Source organism: Streptomyces sp. NRRL S-337 (genome assembly GCF_000720175.1).
GTDB classification, from domain to species: Bacteria; Actinomycetota; Actinomycetes; order Streptomycetales; family Streptomycetaceae; genus Streptomyces; species Streptomyces siderophoricus.
The window spans coordinates 44,840-59,313 of sequence record NZ_JOIX01000042.1 but is presented as its reverse complement, the minus strand read 5'-3'; the positions used below and the strand labels follow the sequence as shown (position 1 = coordinate 59,313).

The 14,474-nt window shown below is 73.2% G+C and carries 13 protein-coding genes and 1 pseudogene; 2 read left to right on the top strand and 12 right to left on the bottom strand.

What is annotated here, in order from left to right; genetic code table 11:
* Positions 1-149: 149 nt before the first annotated feature.
* The 9 genes from IG62_RS42315 to IG62_RS0126240 all read right to left on the bottom strand — a co-directional run bounded on the left by IG62_RS42315 (position 150) and on the right by IG62_RS0126240 (position 10,088).
* Positions 150-752: a methylated-DNA--[protein]-cysteine S-methyltransferase gene (locus tag IG62_RS42315; RefSeq protein ID WP_078872245.1), complete on the bottom strand. Its 603-nt coding sequence runs from the start codon at positions 750-752 to the stop codon at positions 150-152.
* Between the two features lie 19 nt (positions 753-771).
* Positions 772-2,244: a DNA-3-methyladenine glycosylase 2 gene (locus IG62_RS0126275; protein WP_030808150.1), complete on the bottom strand. Its 1,473-nt coding sequence runs from the start codon at positions 2,242-2,244 to the stop codon at positions 772-774.
* A gap of 141 nt (positions 2,245-2,385) precedes the next feature.
* A complete protein-coding gene (locus tag IG62_RS0126270) occupies positions 2,386-3,423 on the bottom strand; it encodes an alpha/beta fold hydrolase (protein ID WP_030808147.1) in 1,038 nt (345 codons plus the stop codon).
* Between the two features lie 135 nt (positions 3,424-3,558).
* Positions 3,559-4,179, bottom strand: coding sequence for a hypothetical protein (locus tag IG62_RS0126265; protein WP_030808144.1), 621 nt, complete (start codon positions 4,177-4,179; stop codon positions 3,559-3,561).
* Between the two features lie 239 nt (positions 4,180-4,418).
* Positions 4,419-4,865, bottom strand: a complete 447-nt coding sequence (locus tag IG62_RS0126260; protein WP_030808140.1) for a hypothetical protein — start codon at positions 4,863-4,865, stop codon at positions 4,419-4,421.
* Positions 4,866-5,118: 253 nt separating this feature from the next.
* Positions 5,119-5,655, bottom strand: a complete 537-nt coding sequence (locus IG62_RS0126255; RefSeq protein ID WP_030808137.1) for an O-acetyl-ADP-ribose deacetylase — start codon at positions 5,653-5,655, stop codon at positions 5,119-5,121.
* A gap of 31 nt (positions 5,656-5,686) precedes the next feature.
* The gene (locus tag IG62_RS0126250) at positions 5,687-7,108 is read right to left on the bottom strand and encodes a phytoene desaturase family protein (protein ID WP_037839361.1); all 1,422 of its coding nucleotides are present in this window, start codon (positions 7,106-7,108) and stop codon (positions 5,687-5,689) included.
* Positions 7,109-7,148: 40 nt separating this feature from the next.
* The gene (locus tag IG62_RS0126245; RefSeq protein ID WP_420711108.1) at positions 7,149-8,141 is read right to left on the bottom strand and encodes an inositol monophosphatase family protein; all 993 of its coding nucleotides are present in this window, start codon (positions 8,139-8,141) and stop codon (positions 7,149-7,151) included.
* A gap of 87 nt (positions 8,142-8,228) precedes the next feature.
* On the bottom strand, positions 8,229-10,088 hold the full coding sequence (locus IG62_RS0126240; protein ID WP_030808128.1) for a gamma-glutamyltransferase family protein: 1,860 nt from the start codon (positions 10,086-10,088) through the stop codon (positions 8,229-8,231).
* Positions 10,089-10,276: 188 nt separating this feature from the next.
* Here IG62_RS0126240 and IG62_RS0126235 point away from each other — a divergent pair, with 188 nt between their 5' ends.
* Positions 10,277-11,044, top strand: a complete 768-nt coding sequence (locus tag IG62_RS0126235; protein WP_030808125.1) for an SIR2 family NAD-dependent protein deacylase — start codon at positions 10,277-10,279, stop codon at positions 11,042-11,044.
* A 120-nt stretch (positions 11,045-11,164) separates the two neighbouring features.
* Positions 11,165-11,347, top strand: a pseudogene (locus IG62_RS49075) (lipoyl protein ligase domain-containing protein); the annotation flags it as partial.
* A gap of 1 nt (position 11,348) precedes the next feature.
* Here the strand turns inward: IG62_RS49075 and IG62_RS0126230 are convergent.
* Genes IG62_RS0126230 through IG62_RS0126220 form a run of 3 tightly spaced genes read right to left on the bottom strand, consistent with a single transcriptional unit; the run spans position 11,349 to position 14,159 of the window.
* Positions 11,349-11,615, bottom strand: coding sequence for an acyl carrier protein (locus tag IG62_RS0126230; RefSeq protein ID WP_051798612.1), 267 nt, complete (start codon positions 11,613-11,615; stop codon positions 11,349-11,351).
* A gap of 37 nt (positions 11,616-11,652) precedes the next feature.
* Positions 11,653-12,870, bottom strand: a complete 1,218-nt coding sequence (locus IG62_RS0126225) for a ketosynthase chain-length factor (protein WP_030808119.1) — start codon at positions 12,868-12,870, stop codon at positions 11,653-11,655.
* Positions 12,867-14,159 (bottom strand): beta-ketoacyl-[acyl-carrier-protein] synthase family protein, encoded by a 1,293-nt coding sequence (locus IG62_RS0126220; protein WP_030808116.1) that lies wholly within the window; start codon positions 14,157-14,159, stop codon positions 12,867-12,869. Before IG62_RS0126220 ends, IG62_RS0126225 begins: the two co-directional genes overlap by 4 nt.
* Positions 14,160-14,474 lie beyond the last annotated feature (315 nt).

Genomic DNA, 14,474 nt, shown 5'->3' with positions numbered 1-14,474 from the left:
GCACTGGTCACACTTCCGCAGACGCAGCCAAGCCCGAGCCCGCCACTGCCACTACCAACGCCGAGGCCACAACCCCCACATGCGGTTGCAGTACTAGGGCCCCGCCTCTCCCCTCCCCCTCCCCTCCCCCAGGCCCCCCGCCGCCCCTGTCAGCCACACTCCTGCGCCGGGAAGAGCCCTTCCTCCGGGAAGAGCCCCTCCTCCGGGAAGAGGCTCTCCTCCGCTGGGAAGAGGCCCTCCGCCGCCCGTTCGAAGCTCAGCAGTCGTCGTTTGCGGTCCAGGCCGCCGCCGTAGCCGGTCAGGCTGCCGTCGGCGCCGACCACGCGGTGGCAGGGGACGATGATGCCGACCGGGTTGCGGCCGTTGGCCAGGCCGACCGCGCGGGCCGCGCCGGGCGTGCCGAGCAGCGCGGCGAGTTGCCCGTACGTCCGGGTTTCCCCGTAGGGGATCGTGCACAGCGCCGCCCAGACGCGCTGCTGGAAGGGCGTGCCGCGCAGCGCCAGCGGCAGGGCGAAGGTGGTCAGCTCACCGCGGAAGTACGCGCGGAGCTGGGTGGCGGCCGCGGCGAACGGCGGGTCGTCGGGGGCCGCCGGCGCGCCGAAGGTCTCCTGGGGCGGGCGGTGGCGCTGGTCGGTCATGTAGAGGCCGGTGAGGGCGTCGCCGGCGGCGACGAGGGTGAGCGGGCCCACCGGGGTGTCGTCGAGGACGGTGTGGGTGAGGGGCGCGTCGGGCGCGGGGGCGTGCACGGTCATGGCAGTCATGGCAGCGGGCTCAGTTCGTGGGGAGGTGGTTGATGGGGTGGTCGTCGGTGGCCCAGAGGTACTGGACGGCGTAGGCCCGCCAGGGCCGCCAGATCGCGGAGTGCCGGATGAGGGCGGCCGGGGTGTGCGGCAGGCCCAGACCGGCGGCCGCGCGGCGCAGGCCGAGGTCGGTGGGGGTGAAGGCGTCCGGATCGCCGAGCGCGCGCATGGCGATGCATTCGACGGTCCAGGGGCCGACGCCGGGCAGCGCGGCGAGCCGGGTGCGGGCCTCTTCGCGGTCGCTGCCGACCCCGAGTTGCAGCTCCCCGGAGGCGAGCGCGCCGATGACGCCGAGGAGGGTGGCCCGTCGGGTCCGCGGCATGGCCAGCGCCTCCGGGTCCAGTCCGGCGAGGGCGCTGGCGGACGGGAAGAGGTGGGTCAGCCCGCCGCCCGGGTCCTCGACCGGGGTGCCGTGCGCGCGGACCAGCCGTCCGGCGTGCGTACGGGCGGCCGCGGTCGAGACCTGCTGGCCGAGGACCGCGCGAACGGCGAACTCATCGGCGTCGACGGTCCGCGGAACCCGGCGGCCGGGCGCCTTGTCGACCAGCGGTGTCAGCCCCGGGTCCTCGCGCAGCAGCCCGTCGACGGCCTCCGGGTCCGCGTCGAGGTCGAGCAGCCGGCGGCAGCGGGCGATGGCGCCGGCCAGGTCGCGCAGATCGGTGAGGGCGAGCCGGCAGTCGATGTGGTCGGGGCGGGGCGCGAGGGCGACGATGCCGTGCCCGTAGGGGAGGCGCAGGGTGCGGCGGTAGGCGCCGTCGCGCCACTCCTCGACTCCCGGTACGGCGGTGGCGGCGAGGTGACCGAAGAGGTTGTCGGGGTTGAGCGGCCGGCGGAACGGCAGCCGCAGCGCGAGCGTGCCCGGGACGACCGCCCGGCGGTCCGGCCGGGCGCGCTGCCGCAGTTCGGTCGGCGCGAGCGCGAAGACCTCCCGGACCGTCTCGTTGAAGCTGCGGATGCTGGCGAATCCGGCGGCGAAGGCGACCTCGGCCATCGGCAGCTGCGTCGTCTCCACCAGCAGCCGGGCGGTCTGCGCCCGCTGGGCCCGGGCCAGGGCGAGGGGGCCGGCCCCGAGTTCGGCGAGCAGCTGGCGTTCGATCTGCCGGGTGCTGTACCCGAGCCGGGACGCGAGGCCGGGAACGCCCTCACGGTCGACGATGCCGTCGGCGATCAGCCGCATGGCGCGGGCGACGAGGTCGGCCCGCTCGTCCCACTGCGGCGACCCCGGGCTGGCGTCCGGCCGGCACCGCTTGCAGGCCCGGAAACCGGCCTGCTGCGCCGCGGCCGCGCTCGGGTAGAAGCGCATGTTGCGGGGCTTGGGCGGCACCACGGGACAGCTGGGCCGGCAGTAGATGCGGGTGGTGAGCACGGCCGTGTAGAACCACCCGTCGAAGCGGGCGTCCTTGGACTGCACGGCGCGCACACAGCGCTCGGTGTCGGTGTGCATGCCTCCAGGATTCCGCAGCGACCGGGCCGGGGCTGGCGGAAATCCGACATCAACGTCGGGCTACCAGGTCCGGCGCGGATCACTCACGGATCACCACTCGCGAATCCCTGCCTCCGACTCACCGCGCGAAACGATCGCACGTCACCTCGCGAAACGGTCCAGCGCCCCGATCACCTCGGCGCGGGTCCGCCCGCTCCCCTTGTGCCCGGCGTCGTCGATCACGGTCAGCCGGGCGTCGGTCCAGGCCCGGGACAGCTCCCAGGCGGTGTCGAGCGGACTGCTCAGGTCCTGGCGCCCGTGGATGAGCACCCCGGGGATGCCCGCGAGCCGCCCTGCCTCGCGCAGCAGGACGCCCTCCTCCAGCCACGCACCGTGCGAGAAGTAGTGCGCGCAGATCCGGACCAGCGCCAGTCGCGCCGTCGACGGCCGGTCCCCGTAGGGGTGGGCCGAGCCGTGCGGCTCCATGGAGAGCACCGCGTCCTCCCAGGCACACCAGTCCGCGGCAGCCCGCTCCCGTACGGCCGGATCGGGAGCGTCCATCAGCCGCGCATACGCCGTGACCAGGTCCCCGCCCACCACCCCAGCCCCAACCCCAGCCCCAACCCCAGCCCCAGCAGCATGCGCGCCATCCGTCCCGTCCTCGCGCTGCGCACCCCGCGCCGCCCCGTCCCGGAAGCGTTCCCACGCCTCGGGGAAGAAGCGGCCGACCCCCCGGTAGAGCCAGTCGATCTCCGAGCGCCGGGTCGTGGTGACGCCCGGGATGACGATCTCCGAGACCCGCTCCGGATGCCGTTGCGCGTACGCCAGGATCAGCGTGGAACCCCATGACCCGCCCAACAGCAGCCAGCGGTCGATGCCCAGGTGCCGGCGGAGCCGTTCCATGTCGGCGAGCAGATGCGGGGTGGTGTTGTGCCGCAGGTCCGTCGCCGGGTCGCCGGCATGCGGGGTGGAACGGCCGCACCCGCGCTGGTCGAAGAGCACCACCCGATAGCGGTCCGGGTCGAAGTACCGGCGCGCCCGCGCCGTACACCCCGAGCCCGGCCCACCGTGGACGACCAGTGCGGGTTTCCCCCGTGGGTTGCCGCACACCTCCCAGTACACGAGGTTGCCGTCGCCGACGTCGAGCATCCCGGTGCCGTACGGCTCGATGGGCGGATAGCTGTCGCTCAAGGGGCGCATGGCGTCACGCTATCGGACCCCTGCGGTACGGCCTCGCCTTCGTGGCGCCTGCGGGGGTGGCCTACCCAACTACGTTCACGGCGAGGGCAGTTGGCTGACTTGGTCACCGTGGCGCGCCACTGCCAGTGCGACGGATCACGCCGCGGTCGTCACCTCACACGGGCAAGGGCGGTATGCGAGTCCCAGCTCTTGATCGACCGCCTTGCTGGTGCGGGTGGCGGCGTCGCCGACCTCTTCCCAGGAGCCGTACTTGGCGTACAGCTGATCGGCGGTCGGGCCGAGCGGGTTGCCGTACTTCTCGATGTTGCGCGCTTCGAGCCGTGCGACCTCCTCGGGGCTCATGCCGGCCCGGGTGATGTCCTTGGCGTCATTGCGCATCCGCACCAGCCGCCTGGCGATCTCCTCCTCGCTCCGGCCCTCGGCGCGCATCTCACAGCGGGTGCGGTCCATTTCGCCGATCAGCGCGTGGTACTGCATGCGGACCTCGCGTGACTCCAGCCGCTCCTCGGGCGTCGAACGACGAATGTCGCAGACCACCTTCTCCGGACTGGTGCAGGGGCCGGTGCCCGGCGGGGCCTGGGACACCGGGGCAACGATGACCGAGCCACCGCACGGAGCGGCGAAGCAGTGCGGGGACAGCGGTGCCGCGACGGCGCCCGTCGTCGTGGCCAGAGCGGGCGCGAGTGCGGCGGCCGTGACGACCGCGGCCATGGCCGCCCGCCGGAGCAGCCGGGCGGCAAGAGAATGCTGTGACATGGCGGCATGTCTTGGCCGCACGGGCATCGACTACGCACGGTGCACGAGAGTTTCACCCTGACGCGCCGCGTACAGGAGTCCCGGCCGGGGCGGTATTGACGCCCCCACCCACCCGTCAAGTGGCGCTTCTTACCGTCCAGTTGTGGCCGGGAGAAGAGGGCGGGATGCGCAGGAGATGGCAGGAGAGCCCGTCAGGCAGCGGCAGAAAAGCCCGCCGTACAGCGGGAAATGACGTGCCGTCAGTTCCAGAGACGGGTGGTGACGACGCGGGGTGTGTCCGCGGGACGGTCGGCGGGGTAGGTCAGGGTGATCCGGGTGTAGTGCCACTGGCCGGGGTGGCCCGGGCGGTGCTGCGGTGCGTCGAGGCGCACCCGGACGCGGTAGCTGTGGAAGTGGCCCGCCGCGCAGTAGGGCCGGCAGTCGTTGACCATGTCCCGCCCCTCGGCCACCGCCGACTGCGGCTGCCAGCGCGACCAGCGAAGCGACGTAAGGACGTTGTTGCCGTCGCCGCACGCGAGCATGAAGGTGCCCGGGCGGACCTGTGGATGCTCGGCGCAGTCGACGACCGCCGCACCGGGCAGTGTCCGTGGTGCCGACGAGGCGGAGACCGGCGCCGATACACCGGCCACCGCGAGTGCTGCCCCGGCACAGACCAGAAATGCTGTTTTCGCGCGCTGAGCTCGCATACCCGCTCCTCAACCGCTTCGTATGCGTACGCACCGGCTGCGACGCGGGGCCGGCACTCGGTCGGGGGCCGGCGTTCCCGCGGGGCGGTCGTGCTCTTTCCCCGCCACGCTACGACCGTGACGCGGGACGACGCCACCCTAGAAGGTCACAAACGTGCAACACGGAAAATACGCACAATGAGGGATATGCGAGGCGCTCTGGCGGCCTCACGAGGCACCCGTGAGGCCGCCGTTCCGGCCCTCCCCTACCCGGTCAGCGCACCTGCGCCGCGAACGCCGCATACGCCCGTTCGTCGAAGAGCACGAACCGGACCTCTTCGACGGCCGTTTCCGCTGCCCGCACCGCCTCCACCGCGATCCGTGCGGCGTCCTCCAGCGGCCATCCGTAGACGCCGGTGGAGATGGCCGGGAACGCGACCGTGCGGGCGCCCAGTTCGTCGGCCACCCGGAGCGCTTCGCGGTGGCAGGAGGCCAGCTGGTCGCTGCGGTCCTCGGACGTGGAGTGGACCGGGCCGACGGTGTGGATGACCCAGCGGGCGGGCAGTCGGCCGGCGGTGGTGGCGACGGCCTGGCCGGTGGGCAGGCCGCGGCCGTAGTGGGAGGCGCGCAGGGCGCGGCACTCGGCCAGGATGTCCGGGCCGCCGCGCCGGTGGATGGCGCCGTCCACTCCCCCGCCGCCCAGCAGCGAGGAGTTGGCGGCGTTCACCACGGCGTCGACGGCCTGTTCGGTGAGGTCGCCCTGGACGAGGGTGAGGCGGGGAGCATGGGCTGCGGCGCGGTCGGCACTCATGGGACGAGCCTAGGACGCGGAGCCGCTCGGGTCAGCGACGGTTCGCGCGCAGGCGACGCCAGACCGCCTTGGCGGCGTAGTGGCCCGACATACCGTGGACGCCGGGGCCGGGTGGGGTGGCCTGGGAGCAGAGGAAGACCGCGGGGTGGGCGGTCTCGTAGGGGACGCGGGCGAGCTTGGGGCGGATGAGCAGGCGCAGGCCGGCCGCGGAGCCGGTGGCCGTGTCGCCGCCGACGTAATTGGCGTTGCGGGCGGCGATCTCCGGCGGGCCGGCGACCGCGCGGGCCAGCACGAGGTCGCGGAAACCGGGGGCGAACCGTTCGATCTGCCGCTCGACGAGCTCCGTGGCGTCGCCCTCCCAGCCGTTGGGGACGTGGCCGTACGCCCAGAAGACGTGCTTGCCCTCGGGGGCGCGGGTGTCGTCGATCAGACTGGGCTGCGCGGTGATCAGGAACGGGACGGACGGGTCCTGGCCGTGCACGGCGGCGCTGAGCGCGGCGCCGATCTCGGTGCTGGTGGGGCCGATGTGGACGGTGCCGGCCCGGCGGGCGGCCGGGGCCGTCCAGGGCACCGGCTCCGCCATGGCGTAATCGATCTTGAAGACGCTGGGGCCGTACGTGACGTCGCGGTAGGCGTTGCCCAGGCCGGCGATCCGGGCCAGCGCGGTCGGCGAGGTGTCGAAGACGTACGCGCGGGCCGGCGGCAGGTCGTCCAGCCGCTTGACCTCGAAGTCGGTGTGCACCGCCCCGCCGTGCGCCCGCAGCAGACCGGCCAGCGCGTCGGAGATGGCCTGCGAGCCGCCGCGCGCCACCGGCCAGCCGTTGGCGTGCGCGGCGAGCGCGAACATCAGGGCGATGCCGGACGTCCCCAGCCCGCCGAGCGGCGAGACGGCGTGCGCCGCGAGGCCGGCCATCAAGGCGCGGGCCTTCTCGCCCTGGAAGCGGCGGTTGAGGAGGGTGACCGGCTGCGCGGCGACCAGGCCGAAGCGGGCGTAGGTCAGCGGGTCGGAGGGGACCCCGAGCCACTGCGTCCGCAGGAAGTCCTGGGCCATGGCGTCCCACCTGCCGATGAACGGCGCCACCAGCCGGCGGTACGCGCCGGCGTCGCGCGGGCCGAACGACATCGCGGTCTCGCCGACGGAGTGCGCGAGCACCGCGGCCGTACCGTCCGGGAAGGGGTGCGCCATCGGCAGCTCCGGGTGCACCCACTCCAGGCCGTAGCGATCCAGCGGCATCTTCGTGAAGGCCGGCGAACCGGCGCCGGTCGGGTGCACCGCCGAGCAGGGGTCGTGGCGGAATCCGGGGAGCGTCAGCTCCTCCGTACGGGCGCCGCCGCCGATGGTGTCGCGGGCCTCGAAGACCTCGACGGACATTCCCCGCCGGGCCAGTTCGACGGCCGCCGTCAGGCCGTTGGGTCCTGCCCCGATCACGACGGCATCGAGCATCCTCGGCACCTGCGCCACTCCCCTCACGTCCGACCCTCGTCGGTGAGGATCAGTTGGCGGCTGCCAGCAGTCCGAGGATACGCCGCGCGGTTTCGGCGTCCCGGGCCGCGGTGAAGGGCAGCGCATTGCCGCCGGTTATGCGGAACGGCCGGCCGGTGACCGTACCGCTGGCGCCGCCCGCCTCGTGGACCAGCAGCAGTCCGGCGGCGTGGTCCCAGGGGTTTTCCCAGCTGAAGGCCGTGGCGTCGAGGTCACCGCGGGCGATGTGCAGATACTCCAGGCCGGCCGAACCGCAGGGCCGGGGGGCGATCCCGCCGGTGTCGAGGGCGGCCAGCACTCGCTTCTGGTCGTTGTCGGTGAAGTCGTAGTGGGACGTCGCGACGTCCAGGATCGCGTCCGGGGCGGGGCTGCCGGTGCGCAGCGGGACGCCGTTCAGCTCGGCGCCGGCGCCGCGGCGGGCGACGGCCATCAGGCCGAGCGCGGGGGCGTACGTCCAGGAGGCGAGCACCTCTCCGCGGTGGGCGAGCGCGACGAGGGTGGCGAAGCCGGGGTCGCCGTGGACGAACTGGCGGGTGCCGTCGACCGGGTCGACGATCCAGACGGGGGCGTCGCCGTGCAGCGCGTCGAGCACGCCGGGGTCGGCGTGCACCGCTTCCTCGCCGACCACCAGGGAGCCGGGCAGCAGGGCGGTCAGCGCGACGGCCAGGTGCTCCTCGGCGCGCCGGTCGGCGGTGGTGACGAGGTCGTGCGGGCCGGTCTTCTCAAGGATGTCCTCGACGGCGAGCTGCCGGAAGCGGGGCATGATCTCGTCGGCCGCGGCACGGCGGATGGCGGCGTCGACGGCCGCCAGGTCCAGCCCGGACAGGTCCGGTGAGAGGGCCATGGGGGCGCCTGCCGCATCGGCGACCCCGGTGACCTCGATATCGGTCACCTCGGTACCGGTCACCTCGGTATCGGGGACATCGGTGACGTTCGTGATGGCAGCGGCATCGGTGCTGTTCGTGGTGTCTCCCGGTTCTTGGGTACGAAGTGCTTCGATCATGTGTCCATCGAACCACGAGCCACTGACACGGCAGCCGGCCGCAAGATGAACTCCGGGTGCCGCGGGGTGTACGGCCAGGTGCCGAGCTCAACGCCCGACCGCGTACCCCTGCATCCCGCGCGGGTTCGCCGCCGCGGACAGCACCCCGGTCTCCGGGTCCCGCGCCACCGCGCACAGCCGCCCCTCGGACCATGCGTCGCCGACCGTGACCAGATGGCCACGCCGGCGCAGCGCCTCGACCGTCGCCGTGCCGATCCGGGATTCCACGGTCACGCTGCCCGGCCGCATCCCGCGCGGGAAGAAGGATCCCGGGAAGGAGTCGTTGTGCCAGTTCGGGGCGTCGATGGCGCCCTGCAGGTCGAGGCCGCCGCGGACCTCCGGGCGCAGCGCCGCCGCCAGGAAGAAATGCAGCTGCCACTGGTCCTGCTGGTCGCCGCCCGGTGTGCCGAAGGCCATCACCGGCACGCCGTCGCGCAGCGCCAGGGACGGGGTGAGGGTGGTGCGGGGGCGGCGCCCCGGGGTGAGCGAGTTCGGCAGGCCCTCCTCCAGCCAGGCCATCTGCAACCGGGTGCCGAGCGGGAAGCCGAGGGCGGGGACGACGGGGTTGGACTGCAGCCAGCCGCCGGAAGGGGTGGCGGAGACGAGGTTGCCCCAGCGGTCGGCGACGTCGAGATGGCAGGTGTCGCCCCGGGTGGCGCCCGTGCGGTCCACCTCCGGCGCGACGTCCGTGGGCACCCGGCCTCCTACGGTCGGCTCGCCCGCCCCGCTCACGGAAAGGCCGCTCACGGTCCCGGGAGCCGCCGGGCCGCCGTACCGGTCCTCGCCGGCCGCCACCGCCGTGGCGTGCTCGCTGAGCCGCGGGGTACGGCCGTCCGGGCTGCCGGGCCGCAGCTCGTACGAGGCGTGCTCGCCGATGAGCGCCCGGCGGGCGGCGTTGTACCCGTCGCCGAGCAGGGTGGCGAGCGGCACCTCGTCCGCATCGCCGTACCAGGCTTCCCGGTCCGCCATCGCCAACTTGCAGCCCTCGATGAGCAGATGGACGTACTCGGGACTGCCGTAGGTGGGCAACTCGGCGGGCAGCAGGGCGAGTTGCTGCAGGAAGGCGGGCCCCTGCGACCAGCCGCCCGCCTTGGCCACGGTCCAGCCGTTCCAGTCATGGGTGACCGGCGCCTCGTAGGTGGCGGAGAAGGCGGCCAGGTCGTCGCCGGTGAGGGTGCCGGCGTGCCGTTCGCCGGTGGTGTCCATGGCCGGGCGGGCCGCGAAGTCGGCGAGCGCCGCGCCGATGAAACCCTCGCGCCAGATACGGCGGGCCGCCTCGATCTGCGCCTCGCGCCCGGCCGAGGCGGCCTCGGCCTCCGCGAGGAGCCGCCGCCAGGTGGCGGCCAGCGGGCGGTTCCTGAGCAGACCGCCCGGGGCGGGCGCCGTCCCGCCGGGCAGGTAGATCTCGGCGGACGACGTCCACTCCGTCTCGAAGAGTTCCCGGACGGTTTCGACGGTCCGGCCGACCTGCTCGACGGCGGGGTGCCCGTGCTCGGCGTAGCCGATGGCGTACCGCAGGACCTCGGCGAGCGACTTGGTGCCGTGGTCGCGCAGCAGCAGCATCCAGGCATCGAAGGCCCCGGGGACGGCGGCGGCGAGCGGCCCGGTACCCGGCACGAGCGCCAGCCCCAGCGAGGTGTAGTGCGCCACGCTCGCCCCGGCCGGTGCCGGTCCCTGCCCGCACAGCACGCGCACCGGTCCGCCGGCGGGCGCCAGCAGGATCGGCACCTCGCCCGCGGGCCCGTTCAGATGCGGCTCGACCACATGCAGCACGAACCCGGCCGCGACCGTCGCGTCGAAGGCGTTGCCCCCGTCCTCCAGCACCGCCATCGCCGACTGCGAGGCCAGCCAGTGCGTACTGGAGACCATCCCGAAGGTGCCCTGAAGGGTGGGCCGGGTGCTGAACACGTCGCCGCAACTCCTCTTCTCTCCCACGTCCCGCGGACCCGCTCCGCCCCACTCCCGGCCAGAGCCCACCCGCGCCGACGCCCCCGATCCGTACCCGCCCACTCTCTCCGCATGTCGGCCTCCGGAACAGCCCCGCCCACCCCCAATTCGCTCGCCGACGGCCATCCCCGCTGCGTACCCTCGGCCCCATGAGCAGTAGTGGTGCAGGGGGCGGAGGCCGGACGCGGCGGGTGTTGGTGGGGATTCTGAGTGGGGCGGGGATTTCCACGGATTCCGGAATCCCTGATTACCGGGGGCCGAACGGGCTGTGGCGGCGGGATCCGGAGGCCGAGAAGCTCGTGACGTATGACGCGTACATGAGCGACCCGGAGATCCGGCGGCGGTCGTGGCAGATGCGGCGGGAGAGCCCGGCGTTCCGGGCGAAGCCGAACGTGGCGCACGAGGCGGTCGCACTGCTGGAGCGGTCCGGGACGCCGGTGCGGGTGATCACGCAGAACGTGGACGGGCTGCACCAGCTCGCCGGGATGCCCGAGCGCAAGGTGCTGGAGCTGCACGGGACGGTGCGGGCGGTGAAGTGCACCCGGTGCCATGCGCGGTCGTCGATGGCGGACGCGCTGGCGCGGGTGGCGGCCGGTGAGCCCGATCCGGACTGCCTGGTGTGCGGCGGGATCCTGAAGTCGGCGACGGTGATGTTCGGCGAGCGACTGGATCCGCAGGTGCTGGGGACGGCCCTGGGCGTGGCCAAGGCCGCCGAGGTGTTCATCGCCGTCGGGACCACGCTCCAGGTCCAGCCGGCGGCCTCGCTCGCCGGGGTCGCGGCGGAGCACGGAGCGCGGCTGATCATCATCAACGCCGAGCCGACGCCGTACGACCCGCTCGCCGACGAGGTCGTCCGGGAGCCGATCGGAACGGCCCTGCCCAGGTTGCTGGCGGGGCTGGCGGAGCGGGTGGAGTAGGGGGCCGGGAGTGGGAGCGGCGGAGTGGGCCGGTGGTCCGAGGAAGAGGAGCGGATGCGCGGGGCGCGCATCCCGGTGAGTACAAGGTGCCGGCCGGGAGGCTCGTGCTCGTCGACCTGGAGGCGGCCGCCCACCCCGCGGGTGTGGGGGTGGAACCGGCCGGCTGTGATCATCGGCCGCTTCCCGTCGCCGCGCAACGAGGTCGACGGAGCGGGCGCCGAACGGCACGGGGTGACCGTGGTGCGGCGGCCAGCGGGGGCGCCTGCGCAGCGGCCGGTGTCCCGGCCGGCCGGGACACCCACCGTCAGGCGGCCTCGGTCAGGATGCGGTTGACCAGGGTGGTGAGCTCGGCCGGGGTCACGGCGCCGGCGAACTCCTCCTCGTCGATGGCCACGCCGAACTCCCGCTCCAGCCTGCTCAATGTCTCCAGCATGGCCAGCGAGTCGTAGCCGAGTGCGGCGAACTCGACGTCCTCGGGGCGGCGGTCGGTCTCCATCGCGTCGCCGTCCCCGGCACACTCACGCATGATCTCCATCAGCCTGTCGGTCGTCAGCTGGTCCATGATCTCCATGTCTCCTGTCAGGTGCGGGCATGCGGGGCGGATGGGGTCAGCGCGGGCCCGTCACGACCAGGGCCGAGTTGAACCCCCCGTGCCCCCGGGCGAGGATCAGCGCCGTGGCGAGCCGGGCCCGGCGCGGGGTCGTCACGAGGTCGAGGGTGTGGTCCGGCAGCGGTCGTGAGACGTGCACGGTCGGGGGGATGACGCCCTCACGCAGCGCAAGGAGGGCCGTGGCCACGTCGACGGCGGGGCCTCCGGCGCTCAGCCGGCCGGTCATGGTCTTGGGCGCGGTGACCGGGACCCCGTGAGGGCCGAAGAGGGAGCGCAGCGCGTCGGCCTCGACGGCGTCCTCCTCCGGGGTGCCCGACGCGTCCGCGAAGACCACGTCGATCTCCTCGGGCCTGAGCTCCGCGTCGTCGAGGGCGGCCCGGACGGCCCGTGCGAGGTTCGCGGGGCGTCCCGAGCCGGGCGGCGGGTCGAAGGTGGCCGCGTAGCCCGCCATCCGTCCGTAGCGACGGCGTGCGCCGCGCGCCCGCGCGGCCTCCTCGCTCTCCAGGACGAGCAGGGCCCCACCCTCCCCGGGCACGTAGCCGGCGGCCTCGGCGTCGAAGGGCCGGTAGGCGAGGGCGGGATCGGACTCCCGACTCATCCTGGCGGTGCTGAGCTGGGCCACCCAGCCCCACGGGCAGGGGGATCCGTCGACGGCTCCGGTGAGCACCATCGGCTGTCCCCGGCGGAGCTGCCGGCGGGCCTCCCCAAGGGCGTCGAGGCCGCCTGCCTGTTCGGTGACCAGGGCTCCGGCGGGGCCGCGCAGTCCGTGCCGGATGGAGACCTGGCCGGTGTTGACGGCGTAGAACCAGGCGAAGGACTGGTAGGCGCTGACGTACTCGGGGCCCCGGCCCCAGAGGTTCTGCAGTTCCCGGTGGCCGAACTCGAAGCCGCCCGCCGAGGCGGCGGTGACGACGCCCACCCCGTACTCCGGGAGCAGGGCGGGGTCGAACTCGGCGTCAGCGAAGGCCCAGTCGGAGGCCACGAGGGCCATCCGGGTCATGTGGTCGGTCTGGGGCAGGAGCCGACTGGGCAGGTGCTCCTCCGGGACGAAGTCCGTGACCTCGCCGGCAAGTCGGCTGGGATAGCGCTCGGCGTCGAACCGGGTGACAGGGCCGATCGCCGAGGCGCCGCTCAGGACGTTCTTCCAGTGCTCGTCGTGGCCCAGTCCGGTGGGGGCAAGCAACCCCATCCCGGTGATGACCGTGTCCGCATTCACGCCGCCGCCCGGCCCCGTGCGTCGGGCCCGGACAGCACCATCGCGCTCTGGAAGCCGCCGAATCCGCTGCCGACCGTGAGGACGTTGTCGACCGGCAGGGAACGGGCCTCCAGGGGTACGTAGTCCAGGTCGCACTCGGGATCGGGTTCGCGCAGATTGGCGGTGGGCGGGACCACGTCATGCCGGATGGCGAGGGCGCAGGCGGCGATCTCCAGGGAGCCGATGGCGCCCAGCGAGTGGCCGATCATCGACTTGATGCTGCTGACGGGTGTCCGGTACGCGTGCTCCCCGAGGCTCGCCTTGAAGGCCGCGGTCTCGTGGCGGTCGTTCTGCTTGGTGCCCGAGCCGTGGGCGTTGACGTAGTCGATCGTGGACGGCTCTGTGCGGGCGGTGGCGAGCGCGACCCTGATCGCCTCCGCCATCTCCCGTCCGTCGGGCCGCAGACCGGTCATGTGGAAGGCGTTGCAGCGGGATGCGAACCCGGTGATCTCGGCGTACACCTCGGCCCCCCGGCGGCGGGCGTGCTCCCGCTCCTCCAGGACGAAGACGGCGGATCCCTCGCCGAGGACGAAGCCCCGGCGTGTGCGGTCGAAGGGACGGGATGCCTCGGCCGGCCGGTCGTTGTCGGGACTCGTGGCCTTGATCGCGTCGAAACAGGCCACCGTGATGGGCGAGATGGGCGCCTCGGTGGCCCCTGCCACCATCACGTCGGCCGTGCCCTCCGCGATCAGGTCGGCGGCCCGGCCCACCGCGTCGAGGCCCGAGGTGCATCCCGTCGACACCAGGGAGACCGGCCCTTCCGCCGCGATGCGGTCGTGGGCCACCTCGGCGGCGATGGAGCTGGGCACGAAGTAGTCGAAGAGATGCGGGACGGCGGAGGTGTGGTCGACGAGCCATCGCCTGCCGCCGTCGCTGACGACGGCGTACTCGTTCTCCAGACTCGTGGTGCAGCCGACCGCACTGCCGATGACCACCCCGATCCGGGACCCGTCCAGGGCCTCGCGGTCGATCCCGCTGTCCTCGATTCCCTCCCGTGCGGCGACCACTGCGAATTGCGTGGCCCGGTCCATTCGGCGAATCTGCCGGGGCGTGAGTCCCTCCGCCGAGGCGTCGAAGTCGCATTCCGCGGCTATTCGGGAACGATAGGGTTCGGGATCGAAAGCCGTTATGGCACGGGTGGCGGTGCGACCCGCCACCAGAAGTTCCCAGAACGGCTTCACGCCGATGGCACCGGGAGCCACGATTCCGATTCCCGTGATGACCGCACAGCGATTCGTCACTGCATTCATATGCGTCCCCCTCTACCGGTGCCCATAGCCCTGGCCATTGCGGCACAGAGACCTGTGTTGCCCACATCGGGAATGTCCACGGAGTGAGCGTGCACGGAATGGCTCGCATTCGACTCAATGGCGATCGGAGGAGCGCGGAGAGACTTAACACGGCGGCGGAAGGGTGTCGGTCGACCCGGATAGGAGCGCCGCGGAACGGCTCCTCCGTTAGAGTCCTGCTGGAGGAACGCTGGAGCCGGGACGCCGGGTGGGGTGCGAATCGGCCGATCTACCTGAATCGACCCTACGGCTGAGGGACGCCCGACCGCGCCGGCG

Excerpts from the sequence above, each read along its gene's own strand:
- IG62_RS42315 (WP_078872245.1), bottom strand. The coding sequence starts at position 752 with ATGACCGTGCACGCCCCCGCGCCCGACGCGCCCCTCACCCACACCGTC.
- IG62_RS0126275 (WP_030808150.1), bottom strand. The coding sequence starts at position 2,244 with ATGCACACCGACACCGAGCGCTGTGTGCGCGCCGTGCAGTCCAAGGAC.
- IG62_RS0126230 (WP_051798612.1), bottom strand. The coding sequence starts at position 11,615 with ATGGAGATCATGGACCAGCTGACGACCGACAGGCTGATGGAGATCATG.
- IG62_RS0126220 (WP_030808116.1), bottom strand. The coding sequence starts at position 14,159 with ATGAATGCAGTGACGAATCGCTGTGCGGTCATCACGGGAATCGGAATC.
- IG62_RS0126270 (WP_030808147.1), bottom strand. The coding sequence starts at position 3,423 with ATGCGCCCCTTGAGCGACAGCTATCCGCCCATCGAGCCGTACGGCACC.
- IG62_RS0126235 (WP_030808125.1), top strand. The coding sequence starts at position 10,277 with ATGAGCAGTAGTGGTGCAGGGGGCGGAGGCCGGACGCGGCGGGTGTTG.
- IG62_RS0126245 (WP_420711108.1), bottom strand. The coding sequence starts at position 8,141 with ATGATCGAAGCACTTCGTACCCAAGAACCGGGAGACACCACGAACAGC.
- IG62_RS0126260 (WP_030808140.1), bottom strand. The coding sequence starts at position 4,865 with ATGCGAGCTCAGCGCGCGAAAACAGCATTTCTGGTCTGTGCCGGGGCA.
- IG62_RS0126265 (WP_030808144.1), bottom strand. The coding sequence starts at position 4,179 with ATGTCACAGCATTCTCTTGCCGCCCGGCTGCTCCGGCGGGCGGCCATG.
- IG62_RS0126255 (WP_030808137.1), bottom strand. The coding sequence starts at position 5,655 with ATGAGTGCCGACCGCGCCGCAGCCCATGCTCCCCGCCTCACCCTCGTC.